This window comes from Iodidimonas nitroreducens, assembly GCA_000710935.1.
Taxonomy (GTDB): Bacteria; Pseudomonadota; Alphaproteobacteria; order Sphingomonadales; family Rhodothalassiaceae; genus Iodidimonas; species Iodidimonas nitroreducens.
The window spans coordinates 151,016-169,612 of record BAYV01000015.1; the positions used below are offsets into that span (position 1 = coordinate 151,016).

Annotated in this window: 17 protein-coding genes; 6 read left to right on the forward strand and 11 right to left on the reverse strand. The window is 58.6% G+C overall.

The features are described from left to right. Positions 1-16 precede the first annotated feature (16 nt). Positions 17-1,393, reverse strand: a complete 1,377-nt coding sequence (locus AQ1_RS07865) for a spinster family MFS transporter (protein WP_052371105.1) — start codon at positions 1,391-1,393, stop codon at positions 17-19. A gap of 194 nt (positions 1,394-1,587) precedes the next feature. Between AQ1_RS07865 and AQ1_RS07870 the strand changes: the two genes are divergently transcribed. Next, positions 1,588-2,013, forward strand: a complete 426-nt coding sequence (locus tag AQ1_RS07870) for a SufE family protein (protein WP_042086148.1) — start codon at positions 1,588-1,590, stop codon at positions 2,011-2,013. Between the two features lie 81 nt (positions 2,014-2,094). Here the strand turns inward: AQ1_RS07870 and AQ1_RS07875 are convergent, their stop codons facing one another. The 6 genes from AQ1_RS07875 to AQ1_RS07900 form a co-directional block, all read right to left on the reverse strand. Further along, on the reverse strand, positions 2,095-2,577 hold the full coding sequence (locus AQ1_RS07875; RefSeq protein WP_042086150.1) for a peroxiredoxin: 483 nt from the start codon (positions 2,575-2,577) through the stop codon (positions 2,095-2,097). A 121-nt stretch (positions 2,578-2,698) separates the two neighbouring features. Continuing rightward, on the reverse strand, positions 2,699-3,250 hold the full coding sequence (locus AQ1_RS07880) for an SRPBCC family protein (protein WP_313980051.1): 552 nt from the start codon (positions 3,248-3,250) through the stop codon (positions 2,699-2,701). Further along, positions 3,243-4,520 (reverse strand): CCA tRNA nucleotidyltransferase, encoded by a 1,278-nt coding sequence (locus tag AQ1_RS07885; RefSeq protein ID WP_081837172.1) that lies wholly within the window; start codon positions 4,518-4,520, stop codon positions 3,243-3,245. The genes AQ1_RS07880 and AQ1_RS07885 overlap by 8 nt, the downstream gene beginning before the upstream one ends. A 6-nt stretch (positions 4,521-4,526) precedes the next feature. Continuing rightward, a complete protein-coding gene (locus AQ1_RS07890; protein ID WP_042086018.1) occupies positions 4,527-4,847 on the reverse strand; it encodes a hypothetical protein in 321 nt (106 codons plus the stop codon). Continuing rightward, complete coding sequence (locus tag AQ1_RS07895) at positions 4,844-5,476, reverse strand: CoA pyrophosphatase (RefSeq protein ID WP_042086019.1); 633 nt, start codon at positions 5,474-5,476, stop codon at positions 4,844-4,846. Before AQ1_RS07895 ends, AQ1_RS07890 begins: the two co-directional genes overlap by 4 nt. Before the next feature lie 3 nt (positions 5,477-5,479). Continuing rightward, positions 5,480-6,079 (reverse strand): DUF1285 domain-containing protein, encoded by a 600-nt coding sequence (locus tag AQ1_RS07900; protein WP_081837173.1) that lies wholly within the window; start codon positions 6,077-6,079, stop codon positions 5,480-5,482. A gap of 126 nt (positions 6,080-6,205) precedes the next feature. Between AQ1_RS07900 and AQ1_RS07905 the strand changes: the two genes are divergently transcribed. The 4 genes from AQ1_RS07905 to AQ1_RS07920 are packed head-to-tail and all read left to right on the forward strand — an operon-like array spanning position 6,206 to position 13,151. Next, on the forward strand, positions 6,206-7,216 hold the full coding sequence (locus tag AQ1_RS07905; RefSeq protein ID WP_081837174.1) for an AAA family ATPase: 1,011 nt from the start codon (positions 6,206-6,208) through the stop codon (positions 7,214-7,216). 13 nt (positions 7,217-7,229) lie between these two features. Beyond that, a complete protein-coding gene (locus AQ1_RS07910) occupies positions 7,230-8,192 on the forward strand; it encodes a DUF58 domain-containing protein (RefSeq protein ID WP_052371106.1) in 963 nt (320 codons plus the stop codon). Then, positions 8,192-11,074, forward strand: a complete 2,883-nt coding sequence (locus tag AQ1_RS07915; RefSeq protein WP_042086020.1) for a DUF4159 domain-containing protein — start codon at positions 8,192-8,194, stop codon at positions 11,072-11,074. Before AQ1_RS07910 ends, AQ1_RS07915 begins: the two co-directional genes overlap by 1 nt. 7 nt (positions 11,075-11,081) lie before the next feature. Next, on the forward strand, positions 11,082-13,151 hold the full coding sequence (locus tag AQ1_RS07920; protein ID WP_042086021.1) for a hypothetical protein: 2,070 nt from the start codon (positions 11,082-11,084) through the stop codon (positions 13,149-13,151). 11 nt (positions 13,152-13,162) lie between these two features. Here the strand turns inward: AQ1_RS07920 and AQ1_RS07925 are convergent, their stop codons facing one another. Then, complete coding sequence (locus tag AQ1_RS07925) at positions 13,163-13,678, reverse strand: GNAT family N-acetyltransferase (RefSeq protein WP_390624389.1); 516 nt, start codon at positions 13,676-13,678, stop codon at positions 13,163-13,165. 179 nt (positions 13,679-13,857) lie between these two features. On the opposite strand from AQ1_RS07925, the gene AQ1_RS07930 reads away from it, so the two are divergent. After that, entirely contained in the window at positions 13,858-14,838 is a 981-nt protein-coding gene (locus AQ1_RS07930; RefSeq protein ID WP_042086023.1) for a glutathione S-transferase family protein, read from the forward strand. Here AQ1_RS07930 and msrB read toward each other — a convergent pair. The 3 genes from msrB to AQ1_RS07945 are packed head-to-tail and all read right to left on the reverse strand — an operon-like array spanning position 14,835 to position 18,591. After that, positions 14,835-15,263 carry a peptide-methionine (R)-S-oxide reductase MsrB gene (gene msrB, locus AQ1_RS07935; protein WP_081837175.1) on the reverse strand — a complete coding sequence of 143 codons (429 nt, stop codon included), beginning with the start codon at positions 15,261-15,263 and terminating at the stop codon, positions 14,835-14,837. The genes AQ1_RS07930 and msrB overlap by 4 nt on opposite strands. Further along, complete coding sequence (gene sppA, locus AQ1_RS07940) at positions 15,260-17,116, reverse strand: signal peptide peptidase SppA (RefSeq protein WP_042086026.1); 1,857 nt, start codon at positions 17,114-17,116, stop codon at positions 15,260-15,262. The genes msrB and sppA overlap by 4 nt, the downstream gene beginning before the upstream one ends. Positions 17,117-17,136: 20 nt before the next feature. Further along, positions 17,137-18,591 (reverse strand): FAD-dependent oxidoreductase, encoded by a 1,455-nt coding sequence (locus AQ1_RS07945; RefSeq protein ID WP_052371108.1) that lies wholly within the window; start codon positions 18,589-18,591, stop codon positions 17,137-17,139. Positions 18,592-18,597 lie beyond the last annotated feature (6 nt).

Sequence of the window (18,597 nt, forward strand, 5' to 3'; positions counted from 1 at the left end):
GGGCCAGGATCAGATCCTAAAGCCTGTTCACCTCATCAAATTGTCGGGCAAAAGCCGGGCGAGCGATCATCAGACAGATAAAGGCAATAGGCATGGCAATCAGCGCCACCACCACATAGGCCCAATCGATCATCTGATCATCGGCAAAAACCTTGGTGGTGAGAAAGCCAAACAGCGTTGGCCCCAAACCCAGCCCGATGAGATTAATGACGAACAGATAAATGGCCGTCGCCTGCCCGCGCAATTCATTGGGGCTGGCCGCCGCCACCCCGGCATAAGCCGTGCCCCATACCCAATTGGAAAAAAACACCGCCCCCGAAAGCAGGGCAATCGCCAGCGCGGGCGAGCTGACAAGGGGAAAGCTGAGCGCGAAAGGGGCGCCGAACACAATCGACAGGATCAAAATCCGCACATGGGCATCGCTGCGTCCCTGTGCCACCCAGCGATCCGCTAAAATCCCTGCAAAAACAATCCCGGCGGTACCGAAAATCAGCAGGATCAGGCCAAAGGTCAGGCCGATTTCAGCGGGGCTAAAGCCATGCACCCGGCCAAAAAAAGCCCCGATGAAATAGATCGTGCCATAGCCCAAAGCCGACAAAAAAGCGATCCCGGTGAAGCCCAGGCCATAAACCCGCCAGCGAGCGAGAAAATAACGGGCCACGTCTTTGATGGGGACCGGTTCGGTGCTTTGGTTCAGCCTTTCGCGGCGGGGGGGTTCCTTGACAAACAAAAGCATCGCCGCCGAAAGCAAGATCCCCGGCAGGCCAACGATGACGAAGGTCATCTGCCAGCCGCGAATCTCGCCAAAAAAAGGCAGGCTTTGGGTGGGGCTGGCGCTCACCCACGCAATCACCGCCCCCCCGAATAAAAAGGCAAGAGCCGAGCCGAGGGGGATGCCCAGCGTATAGATGCTGATCGCCCGCCCCCGTAAATGCGGCGGAAACAGATCGGAAATCAGCGAATTGGCCGCAGGCGTAAGGGTCGCCTCGCCAATGCCCACCCCCATGCGGGCGATGAACAGCATCCCGAAATTCCGCGCCAGCCCACAGGCGGCAGTGGCCAAACTCCAAAACGCAATGCCAAAGGCGATCAGGCCCCGGCGGCTTCTGCTATCGGCAAGGCGAGCAAAGGGAATGCCGAAAAATGTATAGAACAAGGCAAAAGACAAGCCCGTGAGCAACCCGAATTCCAGATCGCTGACCCCAAGATCGCTTTTGATCGGCCCCACCAAAAGCGCCAATATCTGGCGATCGATGAAAGAAACCGTATAGATCAATAGCAGCAAAGCCACGATGCCCCAGGCAACGGGCTGCGATGGGTAGGGGATGGGCTGTGTTTTATCGCTTTTTCCTGCGGCATCCTCTGGCCTGTCATGATCCGAATTTATAGTCACGCGGCAGTCCCTTTCCTTATGACCTCTGGTCCCTGTGATCGAGTGACGGTGAGTGAAAATGCCCCCGCACATTGACATTGACGTTCAGGCGGGCCAAATCCTCAAGAGAAACAAAGTTGAACAGGCCTATGACCCAATCACAAACACTAAATGCACAATCCCCCTCCATCGCCCTTGGTGATACGGACCTGCAAATGGTGCGTGATAGCTTTGATCTGATGGATGATTGGGAGGATCGCTATCGCTATATCATTGATTTAGGGCGCAAACTTCCCAAATTGCCCGAGGATGCCTATCGCGAAGAGAATAAAGTGCGCGGCTGTACCAGCCAAGTTTGGCTGGTCGCCCGGCTGGATGAGGATGGTGCGGATCAAACCGCAGATGAAACCGGGCCAAGACTTTATCTGGCGGGTGATAGCGATGCCCATATCGTTAAAGGGCTGGTGGCTTTGATGCTGCTGATCTTTTCGGGCAAAAGCCCCGATGCCATTCTCGATATTGATGCCCGCGCCATTCTTGATGATTTGGGATTGCGCCAGCATCTGTCGCCCATGCGGGCCAATGGGCTGTTTTCCATGCTCGAACGAATCAGGGATATGGCCCAGGCCGCCAAAGCCTGAGCGGATAATGCCGCCAAAAATTCTGGCCGGCCCCTTAGTGAGAAACCGGCCAGAAGCAGATCATTCTTTACGAACAGAAGCTTAAAGCGCTTTCAGCACATATTCGGCGGAAGACACCTCGAAAGCGCCGGGTTCTTCAACAAAAATATCGCTGACGACCCCATCCTTGATGATCATCGCATAGCGCTTGGAGCGGATGCCCATGCCAAAGCCGGAGCCATCCATTTCCAGCCCGGCGGCCTTGGCAAAGGCGCCATTCCCATCCGCCAGCATCAGGATTTTGTCATCAACATGGGCGGATTTGCCCCAGGCATTCATCACGAACACATCATTGACCGAAAGACAGGCCACCAGATCCACACCCTTTGCCTTCAACGCATCGATCTGATCCACGAAACCCGGCAGATGGCGGGCCGAGCAGGTGGGCGTAAACGCCCCCGGAACGGCAAAAACAACGGCTGTTTTACCAGCAAACAGGGCATCGCTGGCAATTTTCTCAGGCCCTTTTTCGCCCATATGGGCCAATTCTACGGATGGAATTTTATCGCCTTTTTGCAGTGTCATGGGGTTCTCCTTGAGCCATGATGAACGGGGATCATAAATCAGACCATATTCATCTGATAATGCGGCTGGAGGATAGCGCGATTGGCGCCATTGTCCAGCCATCTTCCACGAAAAAAAAGGATCAGCCGCCCTGCCCCTCGGTTTTGGCCGCTCTATCAGCCAAGCGATCGAGGGCGCGTTCAAGATGATCTTTCCGGGTGCCCGTTGCAAAGGGGGCCAACAGGCGGGCCATGGGGGTTTGATAGCGCCATGTTTCACGCCAGATCAGCTGGCTGCCAAGGGGGGTGGGCTGAAGCTGCGCCCGCACCTCGATCTCGGCATCCGCAGCCTCTTGAGCCACCGCCCAAAGGCGGGGCCGATCATAAATCAACTGGGTTTCGCTGATCTGTATGGGCTTGCCATCCACCCGCAGATAGATCATCCGGGTGGCGCCAATGGCATGGCCTTCGCCGGTGAGAGGGGCAATATCCGTCACCCCGAATTGCCAGGCCACGCGGCTTTCAGGGTCGCTCAGCAGATAAAAAGCAGCCTCAGGGGGGGCGGGCAGATCAAGGGCGATTTCAATGACCCATTGGGATTTAAGATAAGCATGGGTGAAAAAGCCAAGGATCAGCAGCCCGGCCAAAGCCAACCCGCCTAAAATCGCCCATTCCCATGGCTCTTTTTTATGCATCAAAGCTGTCTCCCGCATTTTTTCCGGGCTTCGGTTTTTCAGATTTCAAGTCTGCTTGCTTTTCCGCCAATGCCAGAAGCGCGTTTCTCGACAGGCTGAAATCGCTCGCCACCCAGTGCTTTTGCAGCAAACCCAGGATTTCCCCCATCTGCGGGCCGGCAGGCACGCCCAAGGCCGCCAGATCCGCTCCCGAAACCGGAAACCGAGGCCGGGGCCGGGCCGCAATGGCATCAAGCTGATCGCGAATTGCTGCCAGCGCCGACGGGCTCATCTCCTGATCCCCAAGCAACAGGCGATCCAGAACCGTGGGGCCGCCCAATGCATAGGCCGCCCGGCCCAGCGATGGGGGGTCGCAGGCCGGAACCGGCCCTTCCATCGCTGCCAAGCGCTTTTGCTCTGCCCCCGAACATTTGAGCCGCGCCCCCACATGCGCCCGCGCACCAACCCGGATCACCGCCGCCAAACGCCGCAGGGGATCGCCGATGCCTAAAGATGTTTCCCGCGCGATCAACCGGCGCAAAACCCCAAATTCGGGATCGGGCACCTTTTCAGGCAGGATATGCGCCAATATCCCGCCCCGATCCATCAACATCATCACCGGACAGGGATCGGCAGCCGCCAGCAGTTTCAGGCTTTCGGCGCGAATACGCTCCACCGATAAAATATCCAGCCGATCCGCCAGATCGATGGCGGCCTGCAAGCTTTCCCGATCCGGCTCGCCCCGGCCATAATGGGCGTGAAAGCGAAAAAACCGCAAAATCCGCAAGGCATCTTCGGCAATCCTCTGGCCCGGATCGCCAATGAATACCACCCGCCCCTTTTGGGCATCCTCAAGGCCGCCCACCTCATCATAAAGCCGGCCATCAAGATCGGCATAAAGCGCATTCATGGTAAAATCCCGCCGCGCGGCATCAGCGGCCCAATCACCGGTAAAGCGCACAAGGGCATGACGGCCAAAGCTTTCCACATCATGGCGCAGGGTCGTTATCTCGAACGGGCGATGACCGCTGATCGCAGTGATGGTGCCATGGGCAAGCCCGGTGGGAACGGTTTTCATACCCGCCGCCCGAAGCCTGTCCATCACCATTCGGGGATCAAGGGATGTGGCAATATCGATATCTGAAACAACCCGGCCCAAAAGGGCATCGCGCACCGCCCCGCCCACAATCCGGGCCTGATCAGCCCCCAAAGCCATGATCACCGCCACCAGCGCCCGATCATGGGCAAAGGCCCGTTTCAACAGATCCGCATGGCGTGTGATCACCCCCATGCCCGATCAATTTTCTTGTGGGGCCACAGGGCTTTGGGGCGGCTCGGTACCGCGTTTTTCAAAATGCCCGGGCACCATCTCCCCATCCACCATCCGGGCAGGAACATAGCGCAGATCATCCTGTGCCGGGGGGGTGGATTGGGCATAAAAATAGAAAATCGCCCCATAAAGGCCGATAAAGCCCAAACCTGCCCCCATAATGGCATAATCCAGCTTCGGGTTGATTTTGCCCCCCGCGCGCTTGAGATGGCGCACCAGTAAAAGCCATAAAAAGAAAAAAATGAAGGGCAGCAAAAACAGCCCCAGCCTGATCAATAAAGCACTCATAGATTTGGTTCCGATTGTTCTAAAGGCCGTTCATCGCCCAGCACTTCGGCCAGATTGACCAGCATATGGGCCGTGGCCCCCCAGATATAGAAATCCTGATAAGGCATGGCATAAAAATGCCGCCGCTGCCCGCGAAACATGCGGCTATGGCGCTGATGATTGGTGCTATCGAGGATAAAATCCAAAGGCACCTCGAAGGCATCTGCCACCTCGCGGGAATCGAGCCTTAAATCAAAGGGCGGAGCCACCATCCCCACCACCGGCACGATCCGAAAACCCGTGACCGTTTCATAGCTGTCGAGCCGCCCCAAAATATCGATCCGATCCGACGTCAGCCCCACTTCTTCGTGGGTTTCGCGCAGGGCCGTGGCAATGGCATTGGCATCGCCCTCATCGGCGCGGCCCCCGGGAAAGCTGATCTGCCCCGCATGGTGGGATAAATGTTCGGCCCGCCGGGTGAGCAGAATGGTGGCCCCTTCGGCACGGGGGATGATCGGCACCAGAACCGCCGCCCGGCGCACCGCATCGCTTTGTTTAATCGGGGCATCGGGGCCTTCATAAAGATCATAATCGCTGCGCAGGGCCCGGCGCGGCCCCTGTTGCAATCGCTGGCGGATCAATTCAAGCACGGCCTAGTCCCTTGTCATCTCGTCGAGCACGAAAAAAGATCCCCGGCTCCACAGGCCCAGCATCTCTTTCCCATCTATTGTGAGGGCTTCGGCAAAATCCACAAGCTCATAATAAACCGGGCGGGCGATCAGCGCCTCAAGCCGGTTGCGAACAAGGATATAGGGCCGTTTATGGCCATCTTTATCGGCGCTCATCCAGATGGGATGCTCATCATCGGCAATCACCCGATCCCCCACATGGGTTTCAAAAACCAGCAATTGTTCATCGCCTTCCCGCTCCACATCCACGGATATGGCCAGAAAGGGGGCATCTTCGACGGTGATCTTCAATTTTTCCGCCGGGGTTACCAGATAAGTGCCATCATCATCATGGCGCAAAACGCTGGAAAACAGCCGAACCATTTCAGGCCGGTTGATCGGCGTGCCCATATAATGCCATGTGCCATCGCTTTTGATGCGCATATCGATCTCGCCGCACAGATCGGGCTCCCACAGATGAACCGGCGGATAGCGCTGCTTGGAAATCGCCTCGAACAGATCCTTCAGCCGGTTTGGGGCCTCCGCCTGTGGCGCATTTATGGGATTGTTTTTGCTTCTCGTCATAGTTCCGCCTTTCGTCGCGCCTCATCCTTTCTATATAGTATGGGAACAGCATGTCACCAAATGGACTGTCATGGGTTTTTCATGGCATGGCCATTCCGCAGACCGACCATAAAAAGGCCCGCCTTTATGAACGAGCACGTCAGCCAGGCAACAAACGCTCCCGCGCATCGCTCTCCCCTTCCAGATAGCGGGCGGGATGCTGAAGCCGCCATCCACGCCATCCAGCAGATCAAATCCGAAATCGGGCAGCATATCTTTGGTCAGGATCGGGTGATCGAAGAAACCCTGACCACCCTGCTCGGCGGCGGCCATGCCCTGATCGTGGGGGTGCCGGGGCTGGCCAAAACCCTGCTCGTTGAAACCTATGGCACGGTGCTGGGGCTTTCGGAAAAGCGGGTGCAATTCACCCCCGATCTTTTGCCCGCCGACATTTTAGGAAGCGAAGTACTGGAAGAAGATGAGAGCGGCAAACGCCATTTCCGCTTTCTGCCCGGGCCGGTTTTCAGCCAGCTTCTGATGGCCGATGAAATCAACCGGGCCAGCCCGCGCACCCAATCGGCACTTTTGCAGGCGATGCAGGAAAAGCAGGTATCAGTCGCCGGGGTGCGCCATCAATTGCCCGAACCCTTTCATGTGCTGGCCACCCAAAATCCCATCGAGCAGGAAGGCACCTATCCCCTGCCCGAAGCCCAGCTCGACCGGTTTTTGATGCAAATTCATGTGGATTATCCCGATCGCGAGGCGGAACGGGCGATCCTTTTGCACACCACCGGCACCCAAAGCCAAACGCCCAAACAGATCATTGATGGCCAGCGCCTGATGCATTTGCAAAGGCTGGTGCGATCCCTGCCGGTGGGCGAAAGCGTGGTCAATGCCATTCTCGATCTGGTGAGGGGGGCGCGCCCGGGCGCCGATCATCCTGAAATCACCTGGGGCCCCGGTCCCCGGGCGGCACAGGCTTTGATGCTGGGATGCCGGGCCCGCGCCCTCATTGATGGGCGGCAGGTGCCATCGGTGGATGATGTAAAAGATCTGGCGGTGCCGATCCTGCGCCATCGCATGGCGCTCAGCTTTCCGGCCCGCGCCGATGGCCTGACCAATGATCAGGTGATCGCCGATCTGGCGGCCAAACTTTGAGCAGGCCCCGTAGATGATGGCATGGCTTCGCTCCTTTTTATCCGCCACGGCCTTGCAACCGGCAAGCGCCGATGGGTTGGGTGCGGCTTCCGGCCGGGATCCGGTGCCGATCAGCGATCTGTGGCAAAGGGCGCAAAGCCTGGCTGATCGCCTGCCCGCCCACAGCGTGCGCGCCGATCCGCGTCTCAGGGCCGCCGCACGCGGGGTGCATGGCCGCCGCCGGGCGGGGCCGGGTGATAGTTTCTGGCAGTTTCGCCCCTATGAACAGGGCGAGCACGCAGCCCAGATCGATTGGCGGCGTTCGGGGCGATCCGATATCCTTTATGTGCGCCAACAGGAATGGGAAACTGCCCAGAATATCTGGATCTGGATGGATCGTTCCGCCAGCATGCAGTTTGGATCGCGCCCCATGGCCGACAGCAAGGCGGATCGGGCGATCCTTTTAGGGCTGGCCACCGCTCGCCTGCTTACGGCTGCGGGCGAACGGGTCGGGCTTTATGGGGTGCATGATCAGGCCATGGGCGGGCGCTTTGGCCTGTCGCGCATGCTGGAAAGCCTTGAAAAAGATCGCCTGCATGATGATCCGCCTTTTCCCACCGCCACCGCTTTGCCCCGTCATGCCCAGTTAATTTTGATCGGCGATTTTCTGGGGGAAAGCGATGAAACCCAAAACCGCCTGCGCCAATTGGTGGGTTTGGGGGTGAATGGCCATCTTTTACAGATCATCGATCCCATCGAAGACGATTTCCCCTTTGCAGGCCGCATCCGATTTTCGGGAATGGAACAGGAAGCCCCCCTGATCATGGAACGCGCCGAACAGGAAGCCGCCGCCTATCGCAGCCGGATGCGGGCCTGGATCGATCATCTGGGGGCCATGGCCCGCCGCGCCGGATGGACCCATAGCATCCATCGCACCGATCACAGCCCGGCCCAGGCTTTGCTCGGCCTGATCGCCCTCACCGGCAAGAGGGGCTGATGATTGGTTTAGGCCCCCTTGGTGTGCTGGGATTTACCACGCCTTTTGTGCTGCTGGGCCTGCTGGCCCTGCCGGTGATTTATTATCTGGTGCGGGCTTTGCCTCCCCAGCCCAAACGCCATCACTTCCCTCCCATTGTTTTATTGGGTGATCTGGCGCACAGCGCCCCGCCCCCCGCCCGCACCCCGCCCTGGCTTTTGATCATGCGGCTGCTTTTGGCAGCACTTCTGGTGCTGGCCTTCAGTGGCCCGATCTTAAACCCCAGCACCGGGAAAGCGGATGGCAGCACGCCAACAGCCGTGGCGGATGAAGCCGCCCTTTTGATCGTGCTGGATGATGGCTGGCAGGCCGCCAGCCGCTGGGACACGCGGATCGCTGAACTGGATCGCCTGCTGGCCACAGCCGCCCGGCAGCAAAGGCCGGTTCTTTGGCTGCGGACCGCCCCGCCAATCAATGGCTGGCCCCAGGATCAGAACGAGGATGGGGATGGGGACGGCAACAGCATCAGCATCGAACCGCAGGCCGCCAGCGATCTGCGGGCCGCTTTGCCCGGCATCACCCCCCGCCCCTGGGCCCCGGATCATCGCCATCTTGCCCGTATTCTCGAAAGCATCGACCGGCCGATAGCCCAAAGCATCTGGATCAGCGATGGTCTGGATCATCCCGGCAGCGATGCGCTTTTATCACGCCTCGAGGATATGGGGCCGGTGCGCATTTTCACCGATCAGCCTGCCGATTATCCGCTGGCGCTGTCTCCCCTCAGATCAACGGGCAGCGGGATGGCCACCACCATAAAGCGTCCGTCCCGCCCCATGCCCGCCGGGGCCATTCTGGAAGCGCGGGGCGCTGATGGCCGCCTTCTGGCCCAAATATCGGCGCTTTTTGCCGCCAATGAAACCACTGCCGAGGCGACATTTGATCTGCCCCGGGAAATCCGCAATCAGGTGGCGCGCATCGACATTGCCGATGAGCAAAGCGCCGGGGCAACGATCCTGCTCGATGGGCGATCCGGCAGGCCCGCCATCGGGCTGTTTTCCGGGGAAAGCGGATCGGCGCTTCAGCCCCTGCAATCACCGCTTTTTTATCTGCGCCGCGCCCTTGAGCCCTTTGCCGACCTTTCTGAAGGCCCGCCTGCCGCCCTTTTGCGGAAAAAGCCGGGGGTCATCATTCTTGCCGATATTGGCCGGATCGAGCCACAGACCGCCGAAAGCCTGAAGCTGTGGGTGGAGGATGGCGGGCTTTTGCTGCGCTTTGCCGGTCCGCATATGGCAGCCAGCCGCAATCAGCTCATCCCGGTTGCCTTGCGATCAGGGGATCGGGCGGTGGGGGGCGCGCTCTCATGGGAAAAACCGCAGGCATTAGGCAGCTTTAATCCTGATGGGCCTTTTGATGGGCTGCTCGCGCCCGATGATGTGACGGTGAGCCGCCAGTTGCTGGCCATCCCGAATATCGATCTGGCAGAAAAAACATGGGCCCGGCTGGCCGATGGCACACCCCTTGTAACGGCCGCCCGCGAAGGCCAGGGCTGGATCGTATTCTTCCACACCACCGCCAATGCCGATTGGTCGTCTTTGGTTTTATCGGGCCTGTTTGTGGATATGCTGGAACGGCTTTTGCCCCTTGCTCAGGGCCGCCTTGATGCTGTCTTTCAAAGCGGCGGAAACCGCAGTCTTGCCCATCAGGCTCTGCTCGATGGCTTTGGCCGATTGGAACCAGCTGCCTCCGGCATTGCCCCTATCCCCAGCAATGCTTTTGGTGATGTCGCCGCCTCTCCCCAGCATCCCCCCGGCCTTTATGGGGAGGCACAGGCTCCGCTCGCCCTCTCTATTGTGGCGGCGAATGGCCCGGTGGATGCAGATTTCAGCTTCAAGGAAAGCACCCGGCCCATGATCTTTTTTGGTGGCGATGCGCCCGGGGAACGCCCCCTTGCGCCGATGCTGTTTTTCCTGATGAGCCTGTTGATCATCGCCGATATGCTGATCAGCCTTGGTCTGCGCGGGCTGCTGCCTTTTGGGCGGGCCAGAAGGGGTGCATCCAAAGCCTTCAGCGGGCGCGGGCTGGGGGTGCTGGCCGTGATCGGTCTTTCGGTTATGGGCCTAATGCTGGGCTTATCATGGTCTTCACCGGCGCAGGCGCAGGATCGCCCGATTCTGGATGAGCAATTCGCCATCGATGCCACCACATCCACACGCATTGCCTATATCCGCACCGGCAATCCCGAAATCGATGCCCGCAGCCATGCCGCCCTTTATGGTTTGCAGCGTGTTTTAGGCCTGCGCACGGCGGTCAAGCTGGGCAAGCCCATCGGCCTTGATCCCACCCGCGACCCTTTGGCGCTGTTTCCGCTGGTTTATTGGCCGATCACGGCGGATGCCCCGGCTTTGGACGCCAAAGCCCTTGATAATTTAAGCCGATTTTTGCGCAATGGCGGCATTGTTTTAATGGATACCGGCATCGATGACAGCACCAGCGATCCTTTGGGCCTTGAAAATCCAACCGCCCGCGAGGCCCTGCAGCGCACCGTGGGGATGCTTGATCTGCCCCAATTATTGCCGGTGGACCCCGATCATGTGCTGGCCCGCAGCTTTTATCTGCTCGATGATTTTCCCGGACGGCTCGCTGGCCGCACCTTATGGGCGACCCGGGACTCTTTTGGCAAGGATGCCCTTGTCAGCCCGATTTTAATCGGCGGCCATGATTGGGCTTCGGCCTGGGCGCTCGATGAATTCGATCATTTCATCGTGCCTCGCCTGCCCGGAGGGGCGCGCCAACGCGAACTGGCCTTTCGCTTTGGGGTCAATCTGGTGATGTATGCCCTGACCGGCACCTATAAAGCCGATCAGCTTCATCTGCCCGCCCTGATCGACAGGCTGGGGGAATGATCCGGTGATGACCGCCTTATCGCTGAGCTTTGATCCCATCTTTCCCCAATGGGCCCTGATCCTTCTGGGGCTGTTGCTCGGGTTTGCCGGTGTTTATGCCCTGATCCGGCGGGCGCGCGGGCGCTGGGTGCGGCTGTTGTTCATCAGTGTCCTGCTGGCGGCCCTTGCCGGCCCGCAATTGATCAAAAAAGAACAAACCGCCCTGCCCGATATCACCCTGGCCATGGTGGATCGCAGTGCCAGCAATCGGCTGGATGGCCGCAAGGATGAAACCGACCGGGCGCTGGAAGCGCTGGCGCAAAATATACGCGAACAGGGCGGCGAATTGCGGGTGGTGACGAGCAATCCCGATGAAGATCGCACCCGGCTGTTTGAGCCTTTGGCCGAAGCTTTATCGGCGGTGCCCAAAGATCAGCTTTCAGCCGCCGTGATCATCAGCGATGGCCGCATCGATGATGCACAAGAAGCGCACCGCCTGATCGCCGCCGACCGCCCCATCCACAGCCTGATCACCGGGGATCGCAGCGCCATCGATCGGCGGATCAGGATCATTCGCGCCCCGGAATTCGGGCTGGTGGATCGCCCGGTGACATTGGAATTGAGCGTTGAAGAATACCCCGCCGCCGGCACCGAGCCGGTGGCCCTGACCATTCGGCAATATGGCAAACCCGCGCAAACAAGGATGGTCGAGCCCGGCAAGCCGGTTTCCATCACCCTCATGCCCGAACGGCGGGGCGAGATGCTGGTGGAGGTCGATGCCGCCCCCGCTGCGGGGGAAACGATCCTTGTCAATAATCGCGCGCTCTTTTCCATCAATGCGGTGCGGGATCGCCTGCGGGTGCTGCTGATTTCGGGCGAACCCCATCCCGGGGAACGGGTCTGGCGCGATACCCTCAATTCCGATCCGGCGGTGGATCTCATTCATTTCACCATCCTGCGCTTGCCCTCATCCCAAGATCCCACGCCGGTGAGCCAGCTTTCCTTGATCCCCTTTCCCACCGAACAGCTTTTTGCCGAACAGCTTCATGATTTCGATCTGGTGATTTTTGATCGCTATTCCTTGAGGGGGGTATTGCAGCCCCGCTATTTCACCAATCTGCTGGATTATGTGGAACAGGGCGGTGCCCTTTTCGTGGCCAATGGGCCGGAATATGCCGAAAGCCTGAGCCTTTATAACACCCCGCTGGCCAGTGTTCTGCCCGCCCGCCCCACCGGCCTTGTGAGCGAAAATGGCTATCGCCCCGCGCTCACAAGGATTGGCCGCCGCCATCCGGTCAGCAAAAACCTTGCATCCTTTGAAGCCGGCGCAAGCGTGGCGATTGGGGATGAAGCCCAATGGGGGCGCTGGTTTCGCCTGATCGACAGCAATGTGGATCAGGGACAGGTGCTTTTGGAAGGCCCCAATGCCATGCCTTTGCTGGTTTTAAACCATGCCGGCGAAGGGCGTATCGCTCAATTGATGTCGGATCATATCTGGCTATGGGCGCGGGGGATCGAAGGCGGCGGCCCCTATCAGGAATTATTGCGCCGCTCGGTTCATTGGCTGATGAAAGAACCCGATCTGGAAGAAACCGCCCTTGAAGCCACCGCCGATGGCGATGAGATCAGGATCGAACGCCGCAGCCTGATGCCCGAACAAACCGAGGTGACGGTTGAAGCCCCCGATGGCACGCGCCGCACCGTGACCCTCACCCCTGATGCCGATGGGCTGGCCCGGGCCACCATCAGCGCCCCCGATCCGGGGCTTTATCGGGTGTTTGACACTGAGGACGAAGCGGTGGTGGGCACCGGCCCTGCGGGCGGACATGAATTGTCGCAAATCCTGCCCACCGATCAGATCGTGCGGGATCTGGCGCAGAAAACCGGCGGCGGGGTTTTCTGGCTGGAGGATGGCCTGCCCGATTTCCGCCATCCATCTGAAAAGGCCACCGCTTTTGGCGCGAATTGGATTGGATTGCCCAAGCGCAATGCCAGCCGCACCGATGCGCTCAGCCAAAGGCCGCTTTTGCCGCCCTTAATCTGGGCTTTGCTGCTGGGCGGCCTGCTGGCGATCACATGGTGGCGCGAAAGCCGCTGATCTCCTGAGCCTTATCGCGTCACGGGTTCGAGCGCCAAAGGATCGGGCAGATCATCAAGGCTGCCAAAAGGCCCGCCCGCCGGATGATAAAGCAGGCGGATGGCATCAAACGGCCCGGGCAGATGGCATGTTTTTGGCAGAACCGGGCGAAACCCCACCCGGCCATAATAGCCGGGATCGCCGATCAGAAAAACCGGCCCTAAGCCTTTGGCCGATGCCAGATCAAGGCCATGGCGCATGAGCGCAGTGCCCGCCCCGGTGCCCGCGATGTGCTTTGCCACAGCCAAGGGCCCCAAAAGCAGGCCATCATGGCGAAAATCCGCAGCCCTGATCACCAACGGCCAAAAGCGCACCGAGGCCAGCAGCCGATCCCCTTCACGCATCACAAAGCCCATATCCTGCAAAGGCGGGCAGTGATCGCGAAAGCGATAGGCCGTGCGCCCAAAACGATCAGCCCCGAAAAGATCATCGAGCAAAGCATCAATAGCGGTCGCATCGTCTTCATGTTCCTGATCGAGCTGTCGCATCACCCTTTTGCCATCCCCTTCAAATGCCCCCCAAATAACAGTTTGTGATCGCCTTTTGCGGCATTGTTTGGCATTTCGCAACACTGCGTTTCGTTCACAGCCCATGACAAAAGCCAAGGACGACGCCATCTTGGAACCATGTACCCGATCAGGGATCGATCTCATCAAGGAGAAGCACAATGGGTCTTTTGGTTGACGGACAATGGCAGGATGCCTGGTATGATACCAAATCCAATGGCGGGGCCTTCAAGCGCCCCGATACCCGCTTTCGCAATGGGATCAGCGCGGATGGCAGTGGCGATTTCTCGGCCGAGGCAGGGCGCTATCATCTTTATATCGCCCATGCCTGCCCCTGGGCCAATCGGGCAATGATCCTGCGCCATTTAAAGGGATTGCAGGATATCATCAGCGTTTCCGTGGTGCATTGGCATATGGATGATGAGGGCTGGCGCTTTGATGACAGCACCCCCGGCGCCACCATCGATCATATCCATGGCTTTCAGCGCCTGCATCAGGTTTATACGAAGTCCGATCCCCATTATAGCGGGCGGGTAACTGTGCCGGTTTTGTGGGACAAAAAAACCAGCCGGATCGTCAATAATGAATCGGCGGAAATCACCCGGATTTTGAATAGCGCTTTTGATACAGTACCGGGGATCGGCCATCCCGAGCGCGATTATTATCCCAAAGATCTGCAATTGGAGATCGATGCCATCAATGAACGCATCTATCATGCGATCAATAATGGCGTTTACAAAGCGGGATTTGCCACCACCCAAAGCGCTTATGAAGAGGCCTTTGATGCCTTGTTTGAAACACTGGATGCGATGGATGAGCGGCTGGCCACCCGGCGCTATTTATTGGGCGAAAGATTGACCGAAGCCGATTGGCGGTTTTTTACCACCCTGGTGCGCTTTGATGCGGTTTATGTAGGGCATTTCAAATGCAACAAAAAGCGAATCGCCGATTATCCGCATCTTTCAGGCTATCTGCGCGAGCTGTATCAAATGCCCGGCATTGCCGATACTGTGGTTTTCGATCATATCAAGCTGCATTATTATCAAAGCCATGGCAGCATCAATCCCACCGGCATCGTGCCCAAAGGCCCGGATCTGGATTTAGGGCAGCCCCATAATCGCAATCATCTCAAAGCGGCTTAAAGCTGTTTTGAAGGCGCATTGTTTTCGGGGTGAAAAACCAGCGACAGAGAATTGACGCAATAGCGCAAGCCAGTGGGCGGCGGGCCATCGGGGAACAGATGCCCCAGATGGCTTTCACACTGCCCACAGCGCAATTCTATGCGCACCATGCCATGGCTGGTATCGCGGATTTCCTCGATCTCCGCCCCTTCGATGGCATCGAAAAAGGATGGCCAGCCCGATCCGCTGTCATATTTGCCATCGGATGAGAATAAAACCGCATCGCACCCCGCACAATGAAAGCGACCGGGCCTTTTTTCCCCCAAAAGGGCCCCGCTGAAAGGCGGCTCGGTGCCATGGCGGCGACAAACATAAAAGCGTTCCTCGCCCAATCGCGCCAGCCATTGGGAATCGCTTTCAGGCATAGTCTGGTGATCCCTGCTCATCCGCCACTCACCTCGCAGGCAAAGCACAGGCTATAGGCGCCTTTTGGATCGCGCATCCAGCCAAGGCTTTGCAGATGCCGCAGGATCGATTGTTCAATCCCGGCCACAGCCTGCATCAGCCCGCCCTTGTTGCCGCTGGCCAGCAGAGATCGGGGCAACAAAGCCGCCGCATCGCTTTCCGCCATCAGCTGCATCAAAAAGGCTTCAAAAGGATCGGGCTTTTCCGTGATATGGCGGATTTGATAGGCCCCGTCTTCAAGGCTGGCAAGGCTGGCTGCCGCCTTGATCGCCGCATCGAGCCCACCCAATTCATCCACCAGGCCCAGATCACGGGCGGTGCTGCCCGCCCACACCCGGCCCTGCGCCACTTCATCCACGGCCTCAATGCTCATTCCCCGGCCTTCAGCCACGATGGAGAGAAATTTTTCATAGCCATCTTCGATGGAACCCTGAACCAAAGCCGCCACCGCAGGCGAAAGCGGCCGCGTTATGTCAAAAGCTCCGGCCAATTGCGAAGTGCCCACACCATCGCTATGCACCCCCAGTGACGCCAGCGACTCTTCAAAGGTTGCCACCAGACCGAATATGCCAATGGAACCGGTAATGGTTTCCGGCATCGCCCAGATCTGATCGGCATTGGCGGAAATCCAATAACCGCCCGATGCCGCCACCGAGCCGAAAGACGCCACCACCGGCTTGCCCGCCGCCTTCACTTCGAGCACCGCCTGGCGGATCAATTCCGAGGCAAAAGCGCTGCCGCCGGGGCTATCGACACGCAAGACCAGCGCCTTCACCCGATCATTGGTGCGGGCTTCATGGATCAGCTTCAGGGCGCTTTCCGAGCCGATATCCCCCACCGGCGCCTCGCCCGGGATGATGGTGCCGCGCAAGGTTACCACGGCCAGAAGCGGTCCCTCTTTCTGTTCGGAGGTAGCGGGCTTTGTCTGCTTCAGATAAGCCTTGAGGCCGATATGGCGATAGCCGTCGTCTTTCTTACCGGCCAGATCCTGCAAGGCCGCAAGCGCTGCATGGCGGGTTTTCAAGGCATCCACCCATTTCAGATCCACCGCCATTTGCGCCATATCGCCGCCCGCTGCCGCCTGTGCTTCAACGATATTGGCCAGATGCCCCGACAAAGCCCCATCATCAAGGCCGCGCAGGCGGGTGATATCGGCTTCATAGCTTTGCCACAGGCTATCGAGGAACGCGCGATTGGCCTCTTTGGCTTCATCCGACATCGAATCCCGGATATAGGGCTCCACCGCCGATTTAAAGGTGCCAACACGGAAAACATGCACATTGGCTTTCAGCTTTGAAAGCGCTTCGGCAAAATAGGGCTGGAACGATCCATAGCCCGTGATCGTCATTCCGCCAGCCGGATTGAGCCAGATCTCATCGGCATGGGCCGCCAGATAATATTGGGATTGGGTATAGCTATCGCCATAGGCAATGATTTTTTTGCCGCTGTCCCGGAAGGCATCCAGCGCCTTTCCAAGGCTGTGGAGGGTCGCCGGGCCAGCCCCGTTAAAGCGTTCGAGATCCATGACCATCAAGCCGATTCGATCATCTTTCGCCGCACGATCAAGCCCTGCAAGCACGGTGCGCAAAGCGATTTCTTCGGGCTTTTCACCGCGCAGCACGTCCTCAAAGGAGGGCACAGCCTTTTCTTCAACGATCCGGCCTTCAGGATTGAACAAAAGCGCGCCGCCATTGGCGATTTCGGCTGAGGGCTTATCGCCCATCATCCCGCTCACGGAAATGATCAAGGTCAAAAACAGGATGAAAAAAACCAGCGCCGCCAATGTATTAAACGCGCGAATGGCCGACCAGATGAAACGGAATATGGCTTTCATGAGATGAACATGGTCCCTATTTATGTGCTTGGCTGAGGGATATCTTCAGCCTCGATTGCATCCAGCATGTCTTGTAAGCGGGCAAATTTCAATCGCGGATGATCACCCCTCGCCGCTTCTTTTTCCCGGGCATCGATTTTCAGCCAATCTTCAAAGCTCACCACATGCAGCCCGTGGGCCGCGATATAAGCATCGAGCCCGGCAGGGCCCCAATGTTCGGGCGGATACCCCGAAATCTCATGAGGCGAAACGCTCCGGGGGCTTGTTTCAGCCAGAATGCGGGCGGCGATCTCGGCCCCATCGGGCTTGTTGCTGCCAATGGTGCCTGTGGGGCCGCGCCGGGCCCAGCCCGTGGCATAAAGACCGGGTCGGATAAGGCCCGCATCATTGACGAAACGGCCCGAGCGCGCATCGAAAACCGCGCCCTTGATGGGGCTGCTTTGATAGCCGATACAACTGATCACCAAAGCACAGGGCACCTCGAAAAATCGCCCAGTACCGTGCACGCTGCCCGCCTCGATCCGGGTGCGTTCAAGGCGCAAGGCCCGCACCCGGCCCTGATCATTGCCCAAAATTTCCACCGGGCGGGCATAAAAATGAAAATGCACCCGCACATCCGCCGCCCCTGGCTCGGCTTTACTGGCATCGGCTTCAGCAATTTCGGAAAATTCCCGCAATGTGGCCAGCACCTTGCGCTGGCCCGGCGGCATGGCCTGTTCTTCTGAAAAGGATGGCAGATCGGCGGGATCAACCAAAGGCACAGCATGGCTGAGCGCCCCCATTTCCCGCACTTCCTTGATGGTGAATTTTGCCTGCGCCGGACCACGACGGCCAAAAATATGAATATCATGCATAGGCATGGCAGCCAGAAGGCGCTCGGCATTCGGATCGATATCCGATTGCGCCAGTTCATCCTTTGTTTTGGCAAAAATCCGGGCAATATCAATGGCCACATTGCCATTGCCGATCACCGCCATGGCGGGCGCATCGCCCCCCGCCCGTCTTGAGGCGGCATCACCTAGGGGATCGAGATCGGCATAATCGGGATGCGCATTATACCAGCCGACAATGGCCGCCGAGCCATAAACGCCTTTGAGATTTTCGCCGGGCAGGCCCAAAGGGCGATCCTTTCCCGCCCCGGTGGCCAGAACCACCGCATCATAAAGTGCCAGCAACTGATCGAGGCTGATATCCCGCCCCACACAAAGATGGCCGATGAAGCGCACCCGATCATCTTTGGCCGTTTCATCAAAACGTCCGGTGATCTGCTTGATGGATTGATGATCGGGGGCAACCCCTGCCCGGATCAGGCCATAGGGGGTAGGCAGGCTGTCGATCACATCGATCCTGACCCCCGGGCTTGCGGGATCGGCCCTTTGCGCTTTATCGGTTTGGTCCAATAAGGCCTGGGTGGTATAGAAACCACCCGGCCCCGATCCGATGATGACGATCTGCCGCTCTTTCATCATATCCATCGCCCC